The sequence below is a fragment of the Planomonospora antibiotica genome (assembly GCF_014647955.1).
Classification (GTDB): domain Bacteria; phylum Actinomycetota; class Actinomycetes; order Streptosporangiales; family Streptosporangiaceae; genus Planomonospora; species Planomonospora parontospora.
The window spans coordinates 98,635-121,664 of record NZ_BMQE01000018.1; the positions used below are offsets into that span (position 1 = coordinate 98,635).

Annotated in this window: 18 protein-coding genes and 1 pseudogene; 10 read left to right on the forward strand and 9 right to left on the reverse strand. The window is 73.2% G+C overall.

Annotated features, from left to right (window positions below):
- Positions 1–21: 21 nt before the first annotated feature.
- The 5 genes from IEZ06_RS18305 to IEZ06_RS18325 form a co-directional block, all read right to left on the reverse strand.
- Entirely contained in the window at positions 22–954 is a 933-nt protein-coding gene (locus IEZ06_RS18305) for an acyl-ACP desaturase (protein WP_189237914.1), read from the reverse strand.
- 109 nt (positions 955–1,063) lie between these two features.
- Entirely contained in the window at positions 1,064–1,861 is a 798-nt protein-coding gene (locus tag IEZ06_RS18310; protein WP_189237915.1) for a DUF998 domain-containing protein, read from the reverse strand.
- Positions 1,858–3,105, reverse strand: a complete 1,248-nt coding sequence (locus tag IEZ06_RS18315) for a glycosyltransferase (protein ID WP_189237938.1) — start codon at positions 3,103–3,105, stop codon at positions 1,858–1,860. Before IEZ06_RS18315 ends, IEZ06_RS18310 begins: the two co-directional genes overlap by 4 nt.
- Positions 3,106–3,229: 124 nt before the next feature.
- Entirely contained in the window at positions 3,230–4,060 is an 831-nt protein-coding gene (locus IEZ06_RS18320; protein WP_189237916.1) for a DMT family transporter, read from the reverse strand.
- Between the two features lie 273 nt (positions 4,061–4,333).
- Entirely contained in the window at positions 4,334–4,975 is a 642-nt protein-coding gene (locus IEZ06_RS18325; protein WP_189237917.1) for a DedA family protein, read from the reverse strand.
- Between the two features lie 263 nt (positions 4,976–5,238).
- Here IEZ06_RS18325 and IEZ06_RS18330 point away from each other — a divergent pair, with 263 nt between their 5' ends.
- Together IEZ06_RS18330 and IEZ06_RS18335 are read left to right on the forward strand one after the other, a co-directional pair.
- Complete coding sequence (locus IEZ06_RS18330) at positions 5,239–6,603, forward strand: sensor histidine kinase (RefSeq protein WP_189237918.1); 1,365 nt, start codon at positions 5,239–5,241, stop codon at positions 6,601–6,603.
- Positions 6,600–7,265 carry a response regulator gene (locus IEZ06_RS18335; RefSeq protein WP_189237919.1) on the forward strand — a complete coding sequence of 222 codons (666 nt, stop codon included), beginning with the start codon at positions 6,600–6,602 and terminating at the stop codon, positions 7,263–7,265. The genes IEZ06_RS18330 and IEZ06_RS18335 overlap by 4 nt, the downstream gene beginning before the upstream one ends.
- Positions 7,266–7,379: 114 nt before the next feature.
- Here the strand turns inward: IEZ06_RS18335 and IEZ06_RS18340 are convergent, their stop codons facing one another.
- On the reverse strand, positions 7,380–8,036 hold the full coding sequence (locus tag IEZ06_RS18340; protein ID WP_189237920.1) for a VC0807 family protein: 657 nt from the start codon (positions 8,034–8,036) through the stop codon (positions 7,380–7,382).
- A gap of 280 nt (positions 8,037–8,316) precedes the next feature.
- Positions 8,317–8,982, reverse strand: coding sequence for a leucine efflux protein LeuE (gene leuE, locus IEZ06_RS18345; protein WP_189237921.1), 666 nt, complete (start codon positions 8,980–8,982; stop codon positions 8,317–8,319).
- A 643-nt stretch (positions 8,983–9,625) separates the two neighbouring features.
- Here leuE and IEZ06_RS36395 point away from each other — a divergent pair.
- From IEZ06_RS36395 to IEZ06_RS18390, 8 genes and pseudogenes are all read left to right on the forward strand, one after another.
- Positions 9,626–11,224: a chitinase gene (locus tag IEZ06_RS36395; RefSeq protein ID WP_203871997.1), complete on the forward strand. Its 1,599-nt coding sequence runs from the start codon at positions 9,626–9,628 to the stop codon at positions 11,222–11,224.
- A gap of 8 nt (positions 11,225–11,232) precedes the next feature.
- A complete protein-coding gene (locus IEZ06_RS18360) occupies positions 11,233–12,642 on the forward strand; it encodes a carbohydrate-binding protein (protein WP_189237922.1) in 1,410 nt (469 codons plus the stop codon).
- 83 nt (positions 12,643–12,725) lie between these two features.
- The gene (locus IEZ06_RS37230; protein WP_189237923.1) at positions 12,726–14,525 is read left to right on the forward strand and encodes a chitinase; all 1,800 of its coding nucleotides are present in this window, start codon (positions 12,726–12,728) and stop codon (positions 14,523–14,525) included.
- A gap of 118 nt (positions 14,526–14,643) precedes the next feature.
- Entirely contained in the window at positions 14,644–15,834 is a 1,191-nt protein-coding gene (locus IEZ06_RS18370; RefSeq protein ID WP_189237924.1) for an MFS transporter, read from the forward strand.
- Positions 15,835–15,924: 90 nt separating this feature from the next.
- Entirely contained in the window at positions 15,925–17,370 is a 1,446-nt protein-coding gene (locus IEZ06_RS18375; RefSeq protein WP_189237925.1) for a putative hexosyltransferase, read from the forward strand.
- 18 nt (positions 17,371–17,388) lie between these two features.
- Positions 17,389–18,264 (forward strand): annotated as a pseudogene (locus IEZ06_RS37495) (DUF2201 family putative metallopeptidase); the annotation flags it as partial.
- A 643-nt stretch (positions 18,265–18,907) separates the two neighbouring features.
- The gene (locus IEZ06_RS18385) at positions 18,908–19,759 is read left to right on the forward strand and encodes a PhzF family phenazine biosynthesis protein (RefSeq protein ID WP_189237927.1); all 852 of its coding nucleotides are present in this window, start codon (positions 18,908–18,910) and stop codon (positions 19,757–19,759) included.
- Between the two features lie 187 nt (positions 19,760–19,946).
- Positions 19,947–20,816 carry a hypothetical protein gene (locus IEZ06_RS18390; protein ID WP_189237928.1) on the forward strand — a complete coding sequence of 290 codons (870 nt, stop codon included), beginning with the start codon at positions 19,947–19,949 and terminating at the stop codon, positions 20,814–20,816.
- Here the strand turns inward: IEZ06_RS18390 and IEZ06_RS18395 are convergent.
- Both IEZ06_RS18395 and IEZ06_RS18400 read right to left on the reverse strand, forming a co-directional pair.
- Positions 20,795–21,526 (reverse strand): helix-turn-helix transcriptional regulator, encoded by a 732-nt coding sequence (locus tag IEZ06_RS18395; protein ID WP_189237929.1) that lies wholly within the window; start codon positions 21,524–21,526, stop codon positions 20,795–20,797. The two genes, IEZ06_RS18390 and IEZ06_RS18395, sit on opposite strands and share 22 nt — an antisense overlap.
- 4 nt (positions 21,527–21,530) lie before the next feature.
- Positions 21,531–22,664, reverse strand: coding sequence for an AI-2E family transporter (locus tag IEZ06_RS18400; protein WP_189237930.1), 1,134 nt, complete (start codon positions 22,662–22,664; stop codon positions 21,531–21,533).
- Between the last annotated feature and the right edge of the window lie 366 nt (positions 22,665–23,030).

Sequence of the window (23,030 nt, forward strand, 5' to 3'; positions counted from 1 at the left end):
GCCCTGCGGCGTACGGGACGTTCAGGCGCGGGCGGCCTGGGCGGCGCGGCGGGCCTCGCGGCGCTCGACGAAGCGCGAGGCGGTGACCTCGGTCCGGGCCAGGAAGTCGGCGAGCTCCTCGCGGGCCTTCTCGCCCTCGGCGTCGAGCCCGCCCATGTCGAAGACGGCCCACTGGCGCAGGACCGGCATGAGCACGTCGTCGAGGTGCAGGCGCAGGTCGTAGATGCCGGCGTTGGCGATGACGAGGGCCTTGCGGGTGAAGCCCTCGATGCCGGTGCCGGGCATCTGGAAGGTGGTGACCACGTCGGTGACGGCGCGCATGGTCTGGCTCGGGGTGAGCTGGAAGGCCGCGTTGAGCAGGTTGCGGTAGAAGAGCATGTGCAGGTTCTCGTCGGCCGCGATCTTGGCGAGCAGGCGCTCGCAGTTCGGGTCCTGGGAGGCCTTGCCGGTGTTGCGGTGGGAGATGCGGGTGGCCAGCTCCTGGAACGAGACGTAGGCCAGCGAGTGGAGCACGCCCTCGTAGGAGTTGGTGAAGCCCTCGCCCATGTGCGTCATCCGGGCCCGCTCCAGGGCGACCGGGTCCACGGCGCGGGTGACCGTCAGGTAGTCGCGGATCGCGGTGCCGTGGCGGCCCTCCTCCGCGGTCCAGCGGTGCACCCAGGTGCCCCAGGCCGCGTCGCGGCCGAAGGTGGTGGCGATCTCGTGGTGGTAGCTGGGGAGGTTGTCCTCGGTCAGCAGGTTCACGATGAGGGAGATGCGCGCCTCCTCGGGGATCTCCGAGTCGGTCGGCGACCAGGGCTCGCCGCCGAACAAGCCGTCGTAGTCCCTGCCCTCGGACCACGGGATGTACTCGTGCGGGAACCACTCCTTGGCGACCTTCAGGTGCCGGTCCAGCTCCCCGGCGACGACGGGCTCAAGCTCAAGCAGCAGCTCGGTCTGACTGAACTCTCGCATGGGGCTTCTCCCTCGCAGATTACGGAACCGTAACCTACGTTAGCGTAGGTAAAAGTGCGCCCGGTTAGTGTGAACGACCCTATTTATTGACCGATGGTTTGTGGTTTTCCTACTTGTGCTGGAGGATCGGCGCCCCGGACCCGTGCCGGGCGGAGTCCGGACGCCGCGGCGGGTGCCCGGCGGCCTCCGGCAGGGCCCTGCCGGAGGCGTGTCCCGCGGCCAGGAAGACCAGGGCGATCTCGGCCAGCAGCAGCAGGCGCTCCACCAGGCCGTAGTAGCCCGGCCCGCCGAGCAGCCCGGCGACCGGGGAGCCCGGGTGCGCCGCCAGGAACACGGCCAGCAGCGCCACGCAGGCCGCGCTCACCGCGGGCAGCGCGACCCCGCCGGACCGGCGGCCGAGCAGCCGGCCCGCGCACGGCAGCGCGGTGAACACCACGGCCGCCGACCAGCGGTGGATCTCCCCGGCGATCGAGGTGACCCCCGGCGCGGCGTCGGTGGGGAACGCCGCGCTCAGCAGCAGGCCGAGCGCGCCGGCGACGAGCAGCACCCGGGCGGCCGCGCTGCGGGCCGGATCCGTCCGGGCCAGGCCGTACGCGGTCCACAGGCAGGCCGAGGCCAGCGCGAGCGTGCCGCCGACCAGTGCCCAGGCGGTGGCGTCGTGCAGCGCGTAGTCGCTGACCAGGTCGCCCATCGGGTCCACGGCCCCGCCCGCGGCCAGGTGCGCGTAGCCCATCGCCACCGCGGCGAGCACGGCCCCGCCCCTGCCGAGGTTCGCGCCCCTGCCGAGATCCACGCCGCCGGGGCTCCCGATCCCGTCCGGGGTGCCGCCGGGGCTCCCGCTCCCGCCGGAGCCTCCGTCCTCGCCCGGTCCCTCACCGGGCCGGTGCCGTACGTCCCGGCCGCTCACCGCGCGACCTCCCGGTAGATCTCCTCGAACCGGGCCAGGGAGGCCTGGTGGTCGTGGGTCAGGGCGATCTCGCGGCTCGCCGCCCCCATGGCGGCGCACAGGTCCGGGGACTCGAGCAGCGCGGTCAGGTGGCGGGCCAGGCCGTGGACGTCGCCGGGACGGTACAGGTGGCCGTTCTCCCCGGGCCGCACCAGGTGGGGCAGGGCCATCGCGTCGGCGGCGACCACCGGCAGCCCGGCGGCCATCGCCTCCAGCGTGGCGATGCTCTGCAGTTCGGCCGTGCCCGGCATGGCGAACACGTCGGCGGCGGCGTAGGCGTCGGGCAGCATGTCGTCCGGGACGAACCCCAGGAAGGTGACGCGGTCGCCGACGCCGATGCGCCGCGCCAGCCGCTCCAGCGAGGCCCGCCGCCCGCCGGTGCCGGCCAGCGCGAGCTGCGCGTCGGTCCCGTTGAGGACGTACGGCAGCGCGCGGATGAGCTCGTCCAGCCGCTTCTCCTCGTCCAGCCTCCCGACGAAGAGCACGGTCCGGCGGTCGGACAGGTCCATGGCCTTGCGCGCCCACGCCCGGGGCTCCCTGCGAGGCCGGAACCGGCCGAGGTCGATGCCGCAGGAGACCGGCTCCACGGGACGGGTGAAGCCCTTGTCGGTGAGCAGCCCGGCCGCGATGCGGGTCGGGGTGGTGATCCGGTCCGCCCGGGAGAAGACCCGGTTGAAGTCGCGCCAGGCGAGGTCGCCGGCCCGGTCCCGGAGCGGCTCGGGCACGTGCGCGAACTGGAAGAGGTTGTCGGGCATGAAGTGGTTGGTGGCGACCACGGGCACGCCCGCCCGCCGGGCGGCCGAGATCGCCGCGCGGCCGACCACGAAGTGCCCCTGGACGTGGACCACGTCGGGGGCGATCTCGGCGACCAGCCGGTCGAGCCTGGCCGGCACCGAGATCCGCATGGTCGGGTGGACGAGCACCGGTGCCGAGCGCAGCCGGTGCACCGTCACCCCGTCGACGCGGTCGGTCCTGGCCGGGCCGGTCTCCGAGGCGCAGACCACGTGCACGTCGTTGCCCCGCCGGGCGAGGCCCCGGGCCAGCCGGTGGGTGAAGTAGGCGGCGCCGTTCACATCCGGCGGGTAGGTGTCGGTCCCGATCAGGACCCGGCACGGCCGGGTGCCGGAGGACCCCGGCGCGGAGGGGGATCCCCCCGGAAGGGGCTCGGCGGCGGACACGGCGGAGGGGGACATCGAGGGGGTCATGACCATGGGGAAGGCTTCCGTTCGTCGTGGTTCGTCGTGGTTCGTCGGGGTTCAGCCGAGCCGGGTCAGCCCGGCCGGGCCGGGCCGGGTCTGACCGGGTCGGGTCCGGCCGGGTCCGCCGGGGTCATCGGGCCGCCGGGTCGGGTGCGGGGGTCATCGGGGTGGTCCGGGCCAGGGCGACCGTCCCGGCGGCGGCGAGCGCTCCGGCCCCCAGGGCGACGAGCGTGCTCACCGCCCCGGTGGGCAGCGGCTCACCCAGCAGGAGGGCTCCGAAGGCGACGGCGGTGAGCGGGTCGGTCACCTGCAGCGCGGCGAACGCGACACCGAAGTGGCCCACGGCGTAGGCACGCTGCAACAGGACCAGTGCGAGCAGGGCGGGCACCGGGACGGCCGCCAGGAACCAGGGCTCCCAGTTGCCGTCGACCAGCACCCGGGCGAGCGTGGCGGTCGCGCCGTACAGCACGCCCGCCGCGGTCGCGAGCAGTGCGGCCCGCGCTGCGGGGGAGGACCGCCGCCCGACGGCCCACAGCACCAGGGACACGGCGGCCGCGCCCCCGAGCAGGACCGCCGCCTCGCCGGTGCCGAGGTACGGCGAGCCGGTGTGCTCGGGCACCACCAGGACCAGGCCCATCAGCCCGATCGCGATCACCGCGGCGGAGGCGAGCTCACCGGGCCGGGGCCTGCGGTGCCGCAGCGCGGCGGCGCAGGGCAGGGCGAACAGGAGGCTGGCCACACCCATCGGCTGGACCACCGTGAGCGGGCCGTACTTCAACGCGACGATGTGCAGTGCCGTGCCCGCGCCGATCGCGAGCCCGCCGAGCAGCCACCGGGGGCGGCGCAGCAGGCGGCGGAGGCCGGGCCCGGAGGCGTGGGCCGCCTCGAACTGCTGCAGCGCCGCGCCGAGGGCGAAGAACAGCGATCCCACCAGTGCCAGTCCGGCCGCGAGCACAGTCATGCGCACTCCTCCCAGAGCAGATCAAGACATGGCGAGATGACCGTGACGTCTCGTGGAGGCGTCCGGATGAGGTCTTCCGGTGAACCACTGGCAGCGTCCCGCGGCCGGGACACCGGAACCATGGGGGATCTCCCTGAGTTTCACGGGAGATCCCCGGGATCCGCCCCGAGGGGGCGAGGGCCCGCCGGGCCGCCACGCGGCCCGGCGGTGCCGGCCGTCACCGCCACCGCCGGTGACCGGAGGCCGGCACCCGGCGGAGCCGGCGGGCGCCGGTCAGTCGGAGGCGGCCAGGACCGGCTCGGACTCCCGGGTCTCCCCCCGGGAGGAGGCCCGGCGGTGCCGCACGTACCGGACCGCCTCGACGACCACGGTGATCGTCACGGCGATGCCGAGGCCGAGCAGCAGGCCCTTGACCGGGTCGTGCTCGAAGGCTGCACCGCCCACGTAGCCGATCAGGGCGGAGTAGACGGCCCAGGAACCGGCGGCGAGCGCGTCGAAGAGGGCGAAGGAGCGGCGGGGGTAGGCCACCGCGCCCATGGTCAGGGTGCAGGCCGTCCGGCCGCCGGGGATGTAGCGGGCGACCACCAGGACGAGTCCGCCCCGCTCGGCCAGCGCCCGCTCCGCCCAGGCGAAGGCCTTGCCCGTCCGCCTGCCGCCGCGCAGCCGGCCGTTGGCGGTCCGGCCGATGGCGTAGGAGATGTGGTCGCCGGCGAAGGCGCCCAGCGCCCCCACCGCGATCACCAGGGGCAGGTCCGGCGCACCGGTCGAGGCGGCGAACACGCCCGCCGTGATGAGGGACGTCTCGGCGGGCACGATCGGGAAGAAGCCGTCGAGCACCGCCAGCGCGAACAGCGCCAGATAGATCCAGGGCGAGGCCATCGCCTGCTGGACCGCGTCGAGGATGGCTTGGGTCACGGCGAAGCTCCATGCGTAGGGGGATCTGCCAAGGCACACTGACGGCCCGCGGTTCCGCCGGCAACCAGGATGATCCCTGAACCGGCGGCGCGGCGCCCCTGAGATCCCTCAGGGTTTCCGTCGTGGCGACCGTATGGATTCTGCCGGTTCCGCCGGCGCGCGGGCATCGCACGAACGGCCCCCTCCCACCCCTGACTTTCGTCAGGGGGAGTCCGGCACCTCCGGCGGAGGAGACGTGATCGGCGCGCCTGTACCGTCGCAGGATGACGATTCCCCGGTCGGTCCGGCGGGACCTGCTGCTCTGGGCGGTCCTGTGCGCTCCGCTGCTCGCGTCTCCGCCGTTCATCACCTGGTGGGAGGCCTCGGACGGCTGGGTGCGGGGGGTCTCGGCGGGCGCGGTGACCGTGGCGGCCGCGGTGCTCGCCCGCCGCCGGGCCCCGCTCGCCGCGGCGCTGGCGGTCCTGGCCGCGGGCTCGCTGGACCTCGGGTACGGGGTGGCCACCGTCCAGCTCTCGTGGGTCGGCGAGTCGGTGAAGCTGGGCCCGCTGAACGGGTTCACCCTCGCGATCGCGGTCCTCAGCTTCCGGGTCGGCCGCCGGACGCCCCGCGCCCGCCCGGCCGCGCTGGCCTACGCCGCGATCCTGGGCACGGGAGTCCTGTGCGTGCTGGCCGTCTCCTGCGGGCCGGAGCCCGACCCCTCGATTCCCGGGTTCTGGTTCCCCGTCCTGTCCGGTGTGCTGTTCAGCGCGGTCCTGCCCTGGTCGGGCGGCCTGCTGCTGCGCCAGCGCGCCGAGGCGCACGACCGGGAACGGCGCCTGGTGGCCGGTCAGGTCCGGCTCCGCGAGCGCAACCGGATCGCCCAGGACATGCACGATTCGATCGGCCACGACCTGGCGCTGATCGCCCTGCGGGCCGCCGCCCTGGAGATGGCGCCCGACCTGGACGAACGGCACCGCCGGGCGGCGGGGGAGCTGCGGGCCGCCGCCGCCGACACCACCGAGCGCCTCCGCCGGGTCATCGGCGTCCTGCGCGAGGACGGGGAGGCGCCGCTGATCCCGGCGGCGGAGAGCGTCGCCGGGATCGTGGACCGGGCGCGGGACTCGGGCATGCGGGTGGAACTGCGCGGTGAGGGCGGGCTCCGCGACCGCACGGCCTGCCGGATCGTCCAGGAGGCGCTGACCAACGTCGCCAAGCACGCGCCCGGCGCCCCGGTGACGGTCGAGGTGGCCGCCGGGCCCGGCGGGATCGAGCTGGCCGTGGCCAACCCCGCGCCCGGCGGCGCGACGGCCCCCGCCGGGCGGTCGTCCGGGGGCGGGCTGGGCCTGATGGGGCTGCGCGAGCGCGTACGGCTCGCGGGCGGCACGTTCGAGGCGGCCCCGCACGCGGGCGGTTTCCGGATCATCGCGCGGTTCCCCGAGGAGGACGCCGCCGCGGCACGCCCTCCGGAGGAGGGCGCGGGGACGGACCTCCGCGGAGCGGACCTCGGCGGGCAGAACGCCCGTGAGGAGAGCGCCCGCGAGGAGAGCGCCCGCGAGGAGAGCGCCCGTGAGGAGAGCGCCCGCGAGGAGAGCGCCCGTGAGGAGAGCGTCCATGAGGAGAACACCCGTGAGAAGGACGGAGCGCGATGATCCGGGTGCTGCTGGCCGACGACGAGGCCATGATCCGGGCGGGGGTGCGGGCCATCCTGGCCGCCGCCCCGGAGGTCGAGGTGGTCGCCGAGGCGGGCGACGGGAGGGAGGCGGTCGACCTGGTGCTCGCCCACCGGCCCGACGTCGCACTGCTCGACATCCGGATGCCCCGCCTGGACGGCCTCGCGGCCGCCGCGGAGCTGCGCCGGGTCGCGCCGGAGACGGCCGTGCTGATGCTGACCACGTTCGGTGAGGACGAGTACATCGCCCGGGCGCTGAGCGGGGGCGCCGCGGGCTTCCTGCTCAAGGCGGGGGACCCGCGCGAGCTGCTGGCCGGGATCCGCGCCGCCGCGGAGGGCGCGGCCTACCTCTCGCCGCGGATCGCCCGCCGGGTCATCGCCGAGCTCGCCGGCGGCCGGCTGGCCCGAGCGGCGGCGGCCCGCGACCAGATCGCCGGGCTCACCCCCCGTGAGCGGGAGGTGCTGACCCTGCTCGGGGCGGGCCTGTCCAACGCGCAGATCGCCCGCCGCCTCCACCTGGTGGAGGGGACCGTGAAGGCGCATGTGAGCGCGATCCTCACCCGGCTGGGCGCCCGCAACCGGGTGCAGGCGGCGATCCGGGCCTACGAGGCGGGACTGCTCGACCCGGAGGCGGCCGGCTGACCGGACGGGCCGGGCCGTACGGGACCGGGGCGGCGGGCCTCGGCGGCGACCAGCTGATCGCACCGGACCGGACGTAACAGAACAGGATGGGACCGGACGGGCCGGTCCGGGTGCTCAGACGGAGGGGGCCGGATCCTGCTGGAGCCGGCGCAGCACCCGGCGGAAGGCGTAGACGGAGACGGCCGCGGCCAGGCCCGTGATCACGGCGACCGTCGTGGTGCGGATCAGCAGGTAGGGGCCGACCAGCAGCTGGCTGCCGACCGACTGCTGGATCAGCAGCCAGATGCTCACCGTGGAGTTGGCCAGCAGGACGAAGGCCCAGAGCAGGGTGATCCGGGCGAAGAACCGGCGGACCCGCTCGTGCTTCAGCACCACCGCGGGCAGATGGACGTAGTCGAGCGTGAGCTTCTGCACCAGCGGCCGGCGGAGCCGTACCGAGGCGAGGAAGACCATGCTGAGGCAGATCGTGCCCAGCTCGGGCTGGAGGAAGTAGAACTGCGCCCCGCCGAACCAGATGCTGACCAGCACGCGCAGGGTGATCGCCAGGGAGGCGAGGTACATCGTCGCGGGCACCGGGACCCGCCGGACCAGCCGCCAGCCCACTCCCGCGTACACCCAGGTCATCGCCGCGGCCATGCCGCCGACCTCGCCGAGCAGGGCGAAGGCGGTGTAGAAGACGGCGAGGGGGGCGACGACGCCCTCCAGCAGGCGCGGCACCGCCTGCCGCAGGAGCGCGGTGAGACGGGGCAGGGTGACGGGCTGGTGGTTCATCACACTCCACTGGACGGCGGAATGACGACGCTGGAGGACCGGCGTCTACCCCGGCACACGACTGCCAGACATGCCGGGAATGTCACATGGGCTTACGGAAGGGTCACTCCCGTGTGGATCGGCGACTCACGCTACCTGACGGCCGTGAGTGCAAAGGAGGCGATGAGGCAACCATGCCCGATGGGTGACGGTTCCGGAACCGGTGCTTTCCGGAGGGGCCCGCACCGGCGGGGGCCTTCCGCGGGCCCGGCGGACGGTCCGGCTGAAGGCCCGGCGCGCGTCAGCCGAGCGACGCGGCGGCCAGCCTCGCGCCGAAGCCGACGAACAGGACGCCCGCGGCGGCGGTGAGGATCGCGGCCAGCCGCCGGCGGCGGCGGAACTGCGCGGCGAGGTAGGTGCCGCCGAAGATCAGCGCGGTCAGGTACAGCATGCTGAAGACCTGCAGGATGGCGCCGAGGACCAGGAACGACAGGGCGGGGCTGGCGTAGGCGGGGTCCACGAACTGGATGAAGAAGGAGATGAAGAAGAGGATCGCCTTCGGGTTCAGCAGGCTGACGACGAGCGCCCTGCGGAACGGGTCGGCCTCCCTCCGCGCCTCCGCCACCGCCTGCGCGGTCTCCTCGGCCTGCACGCTCTCCGGGGCCCGCCGCGACCGCCAGGCCCCGCGCAGCATCTGCAGGCCCATCCACGCCAGATAGGCCGCGCCCGCGTACTTGACGACGGCGAACAGCAGCGGCGTCGTCCTCAGCACCGAGGCGGCCCCGGCCGCGGCGAGGGCCATCAGGACCGTGTCGCCCACGAACACCCCGGCCGCGCCGCGGTAACCCTGCGCCACCCCGTGCCGGGCGGCGGTGGCCAGCACGTACAGGGAGTTGGGGCCGGGCAGCAGGATGATGAAGAACGCGCCGGCGACGTAGGTCCAGAGGTCGGTGATGCCGAAGAACATGCGGTGCTCCAGGGGGCGAAGCGGAAGGCGTCATCACCGTACTGCCACCGCGGCGCTCACCGATCCGGCGGGCCGGGCGCCCCGGCCCGCCGGCGGAACCGGGCGGAACCGGGCGGCGCCCTTTGGAACGCGTCTTGCTGGGCCGTTGAAAGCCGCCTCCTTTGGGTCTTGTGGAGGCCTGGTGTCAAGGCTACGATCACCACAACTCTTAGGAAACTTTCCTAAAAGAAGAACCGAATGGGAGGCACCATGACCCGTTCGCATCCCCCGTAACCCTGGAAGAGCTGCGAAAACCCGACGCCGAGGGCAGTCGTCCTCCGACGCCCGGCAGACCGTGCGACCCGGCCGCCCGGTTTCGGGGCGGCGGAACCGGACGGGTCGCGCCCTCCTGCCCCACTCGTCCTGACAGGCGTGGAAAACCTCCCCGGTCGCCGCCGACGCCGACCGGATCGGCCCGGCCGGACCGACCCGCCTGTCACCCGGACCACGGCTCGCATCCGCCCTCCTGCATCCGCGGAGGCGAGCCCTCCCCGCCGTACGGCCCGCGCCCCGCCCCTCCCCGACCCCCGACCAGGGGGACTCCCGGCGGGGCGCAAGCCGTACGGCCACCCCCCACCGAACCACCGAGGTCATCGAGGTCAACGTGAGATTCCGCCTCATCACCCGATCCGCCGTCGCCCTGGCGGCGCTCCTGCTGGGCACGGCGGTCGCGCCACCGGCCCAGGCCGCCGAGCCCGCCGCGGTTACCGCCGCCTTCACGAAGACCGCCGACTGGGGCTCCGGCTTCCAGGGCGGATACACGATCAAGAACGGGACCTCCGCCGCGATCAACTCGTGGAAGGTCGAGTTCGACCTCCCGGCGGGAGTGAACGTCGGCTCCTTCTGGGACGCATCCCTGACCCGCAGCGGCCAGCACTTCACCTTCTCCAACCTCGGCTGGAACGGCACCCTGGCCCCCGGCGCCAGCGTGAGCTTCGGCTTCCTCGGCTCACCCGGCGGGGCCGCGGCCGTACCCGCGAACTGCAAACTCAACGGCGCCGACTGCGGCGGCGACGACGGCGGCCCGACCGACCCCGTGCTGCCCGGCAGGCCCGGCACCCCGAGCGCGACCGGCGGCAGCAAGAGCATCGCCCTGACCTGGGGCAAGTCGTCCGGCACCGTGACCGGCTACCGCGTCTACGAGGGCGGCACCCGCAAGGCCGAGGTCACCGGGACCAGCGCCACGATCTCCGGCCTGGGCGACTGCGAGACGCACACCTACACCGTCAAGGCCTACAACGCCGAAGGCGAGTCGCCCGCCAGCGACGAGGCGACCGGCACCACCACCGGCTGCACGCCGAGCCCGCTGCCCAAGCACTTCCTCACCGGCTACTGGCACAACTTCGACAACGAGGCCGTCGAGCTCAAACTCTCCGCGGTGCCGACCTCCTACGATCTGGTCGCGGTCTCCTTCGGCGAGGCCACCTCCACTCCCGGCGAGGTCACCTTCGCCGTCGACCCGGGCCTGTCGGCCTCCCTCGGCGGCTACACCGATGCCCAGCTCAAGGCCGACGTCAAGACCCTCCAGTCGCGCGGCCAGAAGGTCATCCTCTCCGTCGGCGGCGAGAAGGGCCGCGTGCAGGTGGCCAGCGCCGCCGCGGCGACCAAGTTCGCCGACACCGTCCACGCCATCATGCAGTCGTACGGCTTCGACGGCGTGGACATCGACCTGGAGAACGGCCTCAACGCCACCTACATGGGCCAGGCGTTGCGCTCGCTACGCGCCAAGACCGGCCCCGACCTGATCATCACGATGGCCCCGCAGACCATCGACATGCAGTCGACCGGCGCGGAGTACTTCAAGCTCGCGCTGAACATCAAGGACATCCTCACCGTCGTCCACACCCAGTACTACAACTCCGGCGCCATGCTCGGCTGCGACCAGATGGCCGCCTACTCCCAGGGCACGGTCAACTTCCTCACCGCGCTGGCCTGCATCCAGCTGGAGAACGGCCTGCGCCCCGACCAGGTCGCGCTCGGCCTGCCCTCCGGGCCCGGCGCGGCCGGCGGCGGCATCGTCTCCCCATCCGTGGTCAACCAGGCGCTGACCTGCCTGGCCACCCGGACCGGCTGCGGCAGCTTCGTCCCGCCGCGCGCCTACCCGGGGATCCGCGGCGCGATGACCTGGTCGATCAACTGGGACGCCTCGAACAACTGGAACTTCTCCAAGACCGTCAAGCCGCACCTCGCCACCCTCCCCTAGGAATGATCATGAGACTACGCCGTACGGCCGTCGCCGTACTCTCCGCCGTGGCAGTGACGTCCGCCGGGCTGACCGCCGCGGCCGCCGCCGCCACCGCCGCCCCCCACGCGAGCGCCGTGTTCGCGGCCCCGGCCTGGCAGGCCTGGACGGCATACGCCGTCGGCGCCCGGGTCGGCTACAACGGGTCCGAGTACGAGGCCATCCAGGGCCACACCTCCCTGCCCGGCTGGGAGCCGCCGAATGTCCCGGCCCTGTGGAAGCTCGCCACCGGCGGCCCCACCACGCCGCCCGGCACGCCCGGCCGGCCCGGCGCCCCCTCGGTCACCGGCACCACGAACTCCGCGATCTCCCTGACCTGGGGCGCATCGTCCGGCACCGTGACCGGCTACCGCGTCTACGAGGGCAGCGCCCAGAAGGCGCAGGTCGCCGGGACCAGCGCCACGATCTCCGGATTGGGCACCTGCGAGACGCACACCTACACCGTCAAGGCCTACAACACGCAGGGCGAGTCGGTCGCCAGCAGCCAGGTCACCGGGACCACCACCGGCTGCACCAACCCCGACCCGCCCGGCAAGCTGCCCGGCGCGCCGTACCTCTACATGGGCTGGGGCAACCCGCCGAGCCCGGCCACGGTGATGGACGCGACCGGCGTCAAGTCCTTCACGATGGCGTTCATCCTGGCCCAGAACGGCTGCAACCCGGCCTGGGACGGCCAGCGCCCGCTGACCGGCGGCACCGACGCCTCCGCGATCAACACGATCAAGTCCAAGGGCGGGAGCGTCGAGATCTCCTTCGGCGGCTGGAGCGGCAACAAGCTCGGCCCGAACTGCTCCACCCCGCAGGCCTTCGCCGGCGCGGTGCAGAAGGTCATCGACGCCCACGGCCCGGCGGTGGTCGACTTCGACATCGAGAACACCGACGAGTTCGAGAACTACACCGTCCAGGACCGCATCCTCAACGGCCTGAAGATCGTCCGGCAGAACAACCCGAACGTGAAGATCGTCGTCACCATCCCGACGTTCAAGACGGGCCTGAGCGCCGCGGGCATCCGGCTGGTCAACCAGGCCAAGGCGCTGAACGTCCCGATCGACAACTACACGATCATGCCGTTCAACTTCGGCGGCACCAACATGTACCAGGACACGGTCAACGCCTCCGAAGGGCTGAAGAGCTCGCTGAAGAGCGCGTTCGGCTGGAGCGACGCCGAAGCTTACGCGCACATGGGCATCTCCGGCATGAACGGCAAGTCCGATCAGGGGGAGACCACCACCCCGGCCACGTGGACCCAGATCCGCGACTGGGCCAAGTCCAAGGGCCTGACCAGGCTCTCCTTCTGGTCGACCAACCGCGACCGGGTCAACGGCGGCGGCGCCCCGCAGGCCGAGTGGGAGTTCACCAGGATCACCGCGGGCTTCTAGCCGGTACGGCCCGCGCCCCCGCCCCCCGGGGGGTGCGGGCCGTACACCTCCGACACCCCCAGCAGAGCCTCGTGAGGCAGGTCATGAACCAACGATCGGCGCGGATGCGGCTGGCGGCGCTCGCCGTCCTGGCGCTGGGCGGAGCGACGCTCTCCGCCTCGCCCGCCCATGCCGCGAACATCACCACCAACCCCGGGTTCGAGGACGGGCTGGCCGGGTGGAGCTGTTCGGCGTCCTCGGGCGCGGCGGCGGTCTCCTCTCCGGTGCACGGCGGGTCCAAGGCCCTGCAGGCCACGCCCGCCGACAGCGACACCGCGCGCTGCCAGCAGACCGTCACCGTCGAACCCTCCTCGTCCTACACGCTGTCGGGGTGGGTCCGTGGCGGCTACGTGTTCCTCGGCGTGAGCGGCACCGGCACGACCGACACCAGCACCTGGGCCTCCTCCCCCTCCGCCTACACGCAGCTGACCCGGACCTTCACCACCGGCGCGTCGACCAGGTCGGTGACGATCCACGTCAACGGCTGGTACGGCCAGGGCGCCTACCAGGCCGACGACATCGTGCTGGACGGCCCGCCCGGACAGAGCCTCCCGGCCGTCCCCGCCATCCTGTCCGCCACGGGCACCGACACCGCCGCCACGGTGAAGTGGACCGCCGCCGAGCGGGCGACGGGCTACAACGTCTACCGCGACGGCGCCAAGGTGGCGTCGACCACGTCGACCACCCACATGGAGAACCTCCCGCCCGGCGCCTACGGCTACCAGGTGACCGCCCTCAACGCGGCGGGCGAGACGGCCAGGTCCGCGCAGGTCTCCGTCGTGGTCGGCGACGACAGCCCGCCGCCTCCGCCCGACCCGCCGCCGGCCGACCGCCTCCTGGTCGGCTACCTGCACGCCTCGTTCGCCAACGGCTCCGGCTACGTCCGGATGGCCGACGTGCCGGACGAATGGGACATCATCAACCTCTCCTTCGGCGAACCGACCTCGGTGACCTCCGGCGACATCCGCTTCACCCGCTGCCCGGCCGCCGAGTGCCCGAACGTCGAGTCCGAGGCCGAATTCACCGCCGCGATCAGGGCCAGGCAGGCCGCCGGGAAGAAGGTGCTCATCTCCATCGGCGGCCAGAACGGCCAGGTCCAGCTCACCACCGCCGCCGCCCGCGACGCGTTCGTGCGCTCGGTGAGCGCGATCATCGACAGGTACGGCCTCGACGGGCTGGACATCGACTTCGAGGGCCACTCCCTCTACCTCGACGCCGGCGACACCTCGCTGCGGGCCCCGACCACCCCGGTGATCGTCAACCTGATCGCCGCGCTGAAGGCGCTCAAGGCGAAGTACGGCGCGAAGTTCGTGCTGACCATGGCCCCGGAGACGTTCTTCGTCCAGCTCGGCCACCAGTTCTACGGCCCCGGCGCGAACGGCTCCGCCGACCGGCGGGCCGGGTCCTACCTGCCCGTCGTCCACGCGATGCGCGACGACCTGACCCTCCTGCACGTCCAGGACTACAACTCCGGCCCGATCATGGGCCTGGACGGGCAGTACCACACCATGGGCACGCACGACTTCCACGTGGCCATGACGGACATGCTGCTCGCGGGCTTCCCCATCGCGGGGAACCCGGCCAACGTCTTCCCCGCCCTGCGCCAGGACCAGGTCGCCATCGGCCTGCCCGCCGCGCCCTGGGCCGGGAACGGCTTCACCACGGTGGCCGAGGTGCACAAGGCCCTCGACTGCCTGACGAAGGGGGCGAACTGCGGGCCGTACCGGCCGAAGGCGACCTACCCGCACCTGCGCGGCCTGATGACCTGGTCGATCAACTGGGACCGGTACAACGGCCACGAGTTCTCCCGCAGCCACCGGGCCTACCTCGACCGGCTCGGCTGACGATCCCCTCGCCGCCGGGGAAGACGGATCCCCGGCGGCGAGGCCCCGCTCTCACTCTCCGTCGCGCTTCCGCTTCTCCGGTCACATGAAGTCACGACATCGCGGGTAGTACGGCCGCATGCCGGACGGAACACGCAGCGGCCAGACGCCGAACCTCGTCCTCGCCACGGCCGCGTTCGCGGTCACCTTCTGGGCGTGGAACCTGATCGGCCCCCTGGCCAGGACCTACAGCGGGCAGCTCGGCCTGTCGCCGACCCAGACCTCCATGCTGGTCGCGATCCCCGTGCTGGTCGGCTCGCTCGGCCGCATCCCCGTGGGCATGCTCGCCGACCGCCTCGGCGGCCGCCTGATGTTCGCCGTCGTCTGCTTCGTCTCGATCATCCCGGTGCTCGGCGTCGGCTGGTCCGACTCGTACGGCGCGCTGCTGCTGTGGGGCTTCCTGCTCGGCGTCGCCGGCACCTCCTTCGCCGTGGGCGTCCCCTTCGTCAACGCCTGGTACGAACCGGCCCGCAGAGGCTTCGCCACCGGCGTCTTCGGAGCCGGGATGGGCGGCACCGCGCTGTCGGCCTTCCTCACCCCGCGCCTGGTCGAGGCGGTCGGCCGGACCCAGACCCACCTGCTGATGGCCGCGGCCCTCGCGGTCACCGGCGTCGTGATGCTGCTCCTCAGCCGGAACTCGCCCGACTGGAGGCCGTCCACCGAGCCCGCGCTGCCCCGCATGCGCGACGCGATGAGGATCAAGGCGACCTGGCAGTGCGCCTTCCTGTACGCCGTCGCCTTCGGCGGGTTCGTCGCGTTCTCCACCTACCTGCCCACCCTGCTGCAGAGCGTGTACGCGTTCGCGCAGACCGACGCGGGACTCCGCGCCGCCGGGTTCTCCGTCGCCGCAGTGCTCGCCCGGCCGGTCGGCGGGATCCTGTCCGACCGGATCGGCCCGGTCAGGGTGCTGACCGCCTCCTTCGCGGGCACCGTGGTGATGGCGCTCGTCCTGGTGCTCGAACCGCCCCCGGAGATCCCCGCCGGGCTCACCTTCGTGGTGATGGCGTTCTTCCTCGGCCTCGGCACCGGCGGCGTGTTCGCCCTGGTCGCCAAGCTCGTCGAACCCTCCCGGGTGGGCACCGTGACCGGCCTGGTGGGCGCCGCCGGAGGACTCGGCGGCTACTTCCCGCCACTGGTCATGGGCGTGGTCTACTCCGCCTTCGGGGCCTACACGGTCGGCTACGTCCTGCTCGCCGCGACCGCGCTGGCCGCCCTGGTCTACACCCGCAGGGCGTTCCCCGCCGCCGCCCGGCCCGGCGCACGGACCTGACCGCACGGGACGCGCCAGGCCGGCAGACAGGTCTCGTTTCCCCGTCCGGGTGGTTGTCCGCTCCCCGGATCAGGCAGGCTAGGGGCCGCCATGGACAACGCAATTCTCACGGGGATCGTCCTCGTCACAGGTGTCGTGCTCGCCGTCGTCGCGCAGTGGAGGGGCTGGCGCCCGTCGCTGCCCGTCGTGCTGGCCGTCGGGGTCGGCTTCAGACTGCTCATCATGGCCGTCGCGGCCATGAGCGAGTGGCAGCCGGTCGACTTCGTCAACAGCTTCAAACCCGCCGGTGAGGCGGTCCTGAACGGGCAGGACCCGGTCCTGGGCAGCAAGGGCGGCTGGCACTTCCTGCCGACCATCCCGTACGTGTACGGCCTGCTGCTCTGGCTGGGCATCCCGTGGGAGTGGGGCGGCCGCCTGGTCACCGTGGTGGCCGACATCATCCTGATCCCCCTGGTCGGCAGGCTCGCCGGCGGGTCCGCCGCCCCCCTGCGCGCCTTCCAGTACGCCTGCAACCCGCTGGCCATCCTGGTCGCCTCCGTGCACGGCCAGGTCGAGCCGGTCGCGCTGGTCTTCGGCGTCGCCGCCTTCGTCGTGGCCCGCGGTCCGGGCGACCCCGACCGGCCGGGCCTGCGCCACGACCCGGTCACCTACGTCCGGCAGGCCGTCGCCGCCCACGGGCTCGGCGGCGCCGTACGGCGGGCGAGGGAGTACGGCATCGGCCGCGCGCTGCGGCAGGGGACGGCCCGGGGACTCACCCCGCGCGAGGGCGACCGGCCGGCGGACCGGGCGGCGCTGCGCCGCGCCCTGTACGCCGGGCTGCTGATGGGCCTGGCCCTGTGCGCCAAGAGCTGGCCGATCTGGCTGATCCCCGGCATGCTCCTGCTGCTGCCCACCGTCCGGGCCCGTGCCGTCGCGTTCGTGGCGACCGGCATCATGCCGGTCCTCTTCATCGTCACCGAACCCCTCCTGCTGAACGCCTCCCTGGACGAGATCGTCCAGGCCCTGCGCACGATCGGGGACATCCGCCCGATCGTCGGCGAGTGGGGCTACAGCGCGATCCTCGTCGGAGGCGACTGGACGCTCGACTCCGGGATCGCCACCTTCGGCACCCGGCTGATCTACGTCACGGTGCTGGTGACGGCCTTCCTGTGGCGCCGCGCCGACCCGGTGGACCTCACCACCGCCGTGCTGCTCGCCTTCATGGTCGTCACCCCCCGCCTCGGCGCGCAGTACCTGCTCTGGTTCATGCCGTTCCTCGTCGCGCGGCCCACGCCCAACCGCTTCTACTGGCCCGCGGTCATCGGCGTCTGCCTGTGGGCCGGGTACGGCTACCTCCCCATGACCCAGTCCTGGGAGATCTGGTCGGCGCAGCACGCGGCGTGGGCCCAGGCCTCGGTGGCGCTGCTGCCGATCCTGGCCTACGCCATGCCCTGGGACCGCCGGGTCTCGACCGCCCGCGTGCAGGACGAGGCACCCGGCCGACCGGCCCCGCGGCCGTCCGACCGGGCGGAAAACCCGGTGCGGACGCCGGGGTGACTTGTCACCCTTGTCGGCATGCAGGCAACGGTCACCGTCACCCCCGCGCAGCTTCCCGATGTGCTCCTGCACGTCGCCGTGGTGCGCCCCGTCTTCCTCTGGGGCGCACCCGGCATCGGCAAGAGCTCCCTCGTCCGGGACTTCGCCGACGCGCTCGGACTGGAGTGCGTGACCATGCTCGGCACCCAGCTCGCCCCCGAGGACCTCATCGGCGTGCCCGAGCTGGTCGGCGGCCGGAGCCGGTTCGCCCCACCCGAGACCATCGCCCGCGACGAGCCGTACTGCCTGTTCCTCGACGAGCTCAACGCCTCCGCGCCCGAGGTGCAGAAGGCGATCTACGTGAACCCGCTCGTACGGATGCCGGTGGAGGAGTGGCGGTTCGTGCTGGCCCACGAGACGCTGCACGCCGCGCTCCGCCACGGCGAGCGCGTCGGCGGACGCGACCCCTACCTGTGGAACGTCGCCGCCGACTACGTCATCAACGGCTGGTTGATGGAGATGGCCGTCGGCGAGATGCCCGAGGGCCTGCTGTACGACCAGTCGCTCGCCGGGCTGTCCACCGAGGCCGTCTACGACCGGATCGCCGCAGACCTGCGCCGCCTGCGCAAGCTCGCCACCCTGCGCGGGCGCGGCCTCGGCGACGTGCTCGACCGCCCGCTCCCGCACCCCGGCGCGCCCGGCCGCCACATGGACCTCGACGAGTACTACCGCAACGCCCTGTGCACCGGCCTGGCCTACCACCACAACAGCGGCCGGGGACTGCTCCCCTCCGGCCTGGAGCAGGAGATCCGCGCCCTGGACCAGCCCCCGCTGCCCTGGGACGCCGCGCTGGCCCGCTGGTTCGACGAGCACGTCACCTCCCCGGACCGGCGCCGCTCCTACGCCCGCGCCTCCCGCCGCCAGGCCTCCAGCCCGGACATCCCCCGCCCCGGCTGGATCCGCCCCGAAGAGCTCGTACGGCGGGCGACCTTCGGCGTCGTCCTGGACACCTCCGGCTCGATGGACACCCGGCTCCTCGGTAAGGCGCTGGGCGCGATCGCCTCCTACGCCGCGGCCCGCGACGTACCGCGCGCCCGCGTGGTGTTCTGCGACGCGGCGGCCTACGACGCCGGGTACCTCCCGGTGGAGGAGATCGCGAACCGGGTCCGGGTCCGCGGCCGGGGCGGCACCGTGCTCCAGCCGGGTGTGGACCTGCTGCAGCGGGCCGAGGACTTCCCGCCCGAGGGCCCGATCCTGGTGATCACCGACGGGTGGTGCGACGTGCTCCGCATCCGGCGCGAGCACGCCTTCCTCATCCCCGAGGGCGCCCGCCTCCCCTTCGCCCCCCGCGGCCCGGTCTTCCGGATGAGATGAGGCGCCGCCGACCGGGGAAGCAGGGGAAGCCGGGAAGGACGCCGTTCCTTCGGCGCGGCCCCGGGCTCCGGCGGCCGGACCGGGCCCGGGACCGTGCTCCGGGCTGTGCTCCGGGGCGGGACTCGGTCCGGAGCACGGTCCGAAGCGCGATCCCGGACACGGCGGCTGCTAGGTTCCTGAAAGTGTGAGGAACAACGTGGAAGTCCTGCGCTACACCGCCTTCACCCACGATCCCGCGGGCGGCAACCCCGCCGGGATCGTCCTGGACGCCGCCGGTCTGACGGCCGAGGAGATGCTCGCCGTCGCCGCGGAGGTGGGCTACTCCGAGACCGCCTTCCTGACCGAGCGCGACGACGAGAACCGCGTCTTCCGGGTCCGCTACTTCGCGCCCTCGGCGGAGGTCGACTTCTGCGGGCACGCCACGATCGCCACCGCGGTGGCCCTGGCCGAACGGCTCGGGACCGGTCCGCTGGCCTTCCGCACCAACGCGGGAGAGATCGCGGTGGAGACCGGTGTCGAGGGGGAGACGCTGCTCGCCACCCTCACCAGCGTGCCCACCCGCTCCGCGCCGGTGGCCGAGGACGCGCTGGACGAGGCGCTCGCCGCGCTGCGCTGGTCCCGCGACGAGCTGGACAGGGCGTTCCCGCCGCACGTCTCCTTCGGCGGGGTCAGCCACCTCATGCTCGCCGCCGCCTCGCGCGAGCGGCTGGCGGACCTCCACTACGACTTCGAGGCGCTGCGGTCGGTCATGACCCGCCGCGGCTGGACGACCGTGCACCTCTTCTGGCGGGAGGGCGACAGGCGCTACCACGCCCGTGACCCGTTCCCGGTGGGCGGTGTGGTCGAGGACCCGGCGACGGGGGCCGCGGCGGCCGCCTTCGGCGGCTACCTCAGGGCCCTGGAGGACGGAGTGAAGGAGTTCACGGTCATCCAGGGGGTGGACATGGGACGGCCCAGCGAGTTGAAGGTCTCGATCGCCGAGCCCGACGGCCGCACCCGGGTGAGCGGCGGCGCCGTCGCGATGGAGATCCCCTGACCGTCCGGCCTCCGGTCTCCCGGTCTGCTTCCGGATTCCGGCCGTCCTGCTTGCCTCTGGACTCTGACCATCGGGTCCCCGCCGTCCGGCCCCCGGTCTCCCGGATCGCCGATCCGCGGAGCGGGCAGAACGGCGCGCGTCCGATTCCTGCAAGACGCCCGGCGGCGGCCGGGCGTACGGTCGGGGCATGAAGACGCTGACGAACGACGCCCTGGCCGCGGCCAGGCGTTACCTGCTGCTCAACGCCCGGCTGATCGACCGGCTGAGGTGCGAGAGGCTGCTCGACGGCGGGCCGGCGGACCGGGTGCTGGCCGTACTGCGGGGCTACCAGAACGCCGACGGCGGGTTCGGCAACGCCCTGGAGCCCGACCTGCGCGGGCCGGAGAGCCAGCCCGAGCCCGTCGAGGTGGCGTTCTGGATCCTCGACGAGCTGGACGCGTTCGACGACCCGATGGTGACCCGCGCCTGCGACCACCTGCTGACGGTCACCGCGCCCGACGGAGGGGTGCCGTTCGTGCTGCCGAGCGTGCGCACCTCGCCCCGCGCGCCCTGGTGGGAGACCCCTGACGACCCGCCCGGCTCCCTGGTGCCGACCGCCTCCATCGCGGGCCTGCTGCACAAGCACAAGGTCGAGCACCCGCGGCTCGGCCCGGCCACCGAGTTCACCTGGGCCGCCATCGGCAGGGCGAGCGAGCTCGAGCCCTACACCGCCCGCGCGGTCCTGCACTTCCTGGAGCACGCCCCGGACCGCGACCGCGCCCACGACGAGTTCGCACGGCTCCGCGAGGCGATCCTGGCCACCGTCTCCCTCGACCCGGCGGCGGAGGGCGAGGCCCACTTCCCGCTGGACTTCGTCCCCGAGCCCGGCACCCTGCCGCTCTTCGGCGAGGAGGTGCTGGAGGCGCACCTGGACGCGCTGATCGACCAGCAGGGCGCCGACGGCGGCTGGGCGCCGAACTTCCCGATGTGGACGCCGATCGTCGCCCACGAGTGGGGCGGGTTCCTCACCGTGTCGCGGCTGAGGACGCTCAAGGCCTACGGCCGGCTGACGAGCTGACTCAGCGGCACGCCGGCCAGCCGCCGCACCTCGTTGGACATGTGCGACTGGTCGGCGTAGCCGCTGGCCAGCGCCACCTCGGCCAGTCCGGCCCCGCGCCGGGCCAGCCGGACCGCCCGCTGGAACCGGACGACCCGCTGCAACGTCTTGGGACCGTACCCGAACGCCCGCACGCAGCGCCGGTGCAGCTGCCGCTCGCTCAGCCCGAGCTCCCGGGCGACCTCCCCGACGCTCCGCCCGGCCCGCAGGGCCTCGGCGACCGCCGGCGCGGCCGGATCCGGCCCGGGCGTCGCGCGCAGCCGTACGGCCAGCGCCTCCTGGACGGTCCCGAGGACGTCGCGGACGCCTCCGTCGCCCGTGGTCCCGGCGGCTGCGATCGCGGCGGACACGGCCTCGGCGTCCAAGCCCGGCAGCCCGCCGAGGTCGGTCAGCGGCACCCGCAGGTCCCGCAGGGCCTCGACCGGCACCCCGAGCGCCTCGCCCACCGCGCCCGGTCTGAACCGGACCCCGGTGTAGCGGTCGCCCGGGGACATGGCGACCGGCATCGGCCCGGTGTCGGGCCCGGCCACGTGCGGCCCGCGGGGGCCCCAGACCAGGTCGACGCATCCGTCCGGCACGACCAGCCCGGTGCCGCCGGACGCCGCGACGCGCGTCCAGACGCAGACCAGCCGGTCGGCGAGGGCGGGGTCGGGGGCCCACTCGCGGTACATGGCATCAGGGTACGGCGGAGGCCCCGGGGGGAGGCGCGGTCCCCGGTCGCGGGGGCGGGGCGGACCCGCCACCGGAGGAGGCGCGGTCGTGCTCCCCCTCGGGAGGGATCTCTCCGGAGACGAGCGCCGCGGCCCACCCGCCGCGCGGGTCGCCGTCGATCAGCACGGCGCGGACCAGCAGGCTGAGCGGGATGGCCAGCAGAGCGCCCAGGGGGCCGAGCACGAAGGCCCAGACGATGAGGGACAGGAACGTCACGGTCGTGGACAGGCCGACCGCGTCGCCGAGGAACTTGGGCTGGACGAGCGACTGGACCACGAAGTTGATCGCGATGTAGGCGGCGATCACCAGGAGCATGGTCTCGAATCCGCCCTCCAGCAGGCTGAGCAGGGCGGGGGGGATGAGCCCGATGACGAAGCCGATGTTCGGGATGTAGTTGGTGATCAGGGCGAGGACGCCCCACAGGAGGGGGAGCGGGACGCCCAGCGCCCAGAGCGCGGCGGCGTCCAGCGCCGCGCAGACGAGGCCGAAGACCGTGGAGACGACCAGGTAGCGGCGGGTCTTGTGGGCGAAGTCGTCGAGCGCGGCGACGAGCTTCGGCCGGGAGGCCCTGCCGTGGGCGAGGACCTTGGAGAAGGACCGTGCGTCCAGGCACATGGCGAGCAGCAGGACCACGATGAGGACCAGGCCGGAGAAGGCGCCGAGCAGTCCGGAGGCGAACCCCTGCACGAAGGTGAAGACCTTGCCCGGGTCGAACGACTTGATCGCCTGGTCGATCTGCCGGCCGCCGATCCCCATCCGGGCGGCGAGCTCCCGCAGCTGGACGACGATCTCGCCGAACTGGTCGCCGTAGGTGGGGGCCAGGCCGGCCAGCTGCGCGACGGAGAGGGTCAGGACGGCCATCATGCCGAGCAGCACGACCAGCACGATGGCCAGCGGGACCGCGACCTGCAGCCAGCCGGGGGCGCCGCGCGCGTCGAGCCGGGTTCTGACGGGGGAGACCGCCATGACGAGCACCAGCGCGAGGAGCACGGGGCCGAGGATGGAGCCGACCGCCCTGACGCCGGCCAGCGTGACCACGGCGCCCGCCGTGCAGAGCAGCAAGACCAGGGGCCGGGGGAGCACTCTTTGATCTGTCACGCCCGGTACCTACCCAGGGGGCGGAGAACACGTCCCGGCCGGGGCCGCGGCTGATTTGACGGGGTCGTCGGCCGTACATATAGTTCACAGGCCCGAGGGGGTCGGCGGAGATCGCCGAGGACCTCGGGAACCCCCTCTGATCAGCTTCTTCGGTGGGACGCGTGCGTCCCGGCGAAATCCGGTTCGACACGAACGGGATGTCGAGGTAAGTTAGAGGGGTTGCCCCGGAAACGGGGCGGTTCCGGTCGGACCGGGATCGGACGAATCGGGTCGGATTGACACGAAACGGACGATACGGTAAGATGGGAACGCAACGAAGTGGAACGCCCCGCACACCGGGTCTTCGGATCCCGGCAGGCGGTGGAC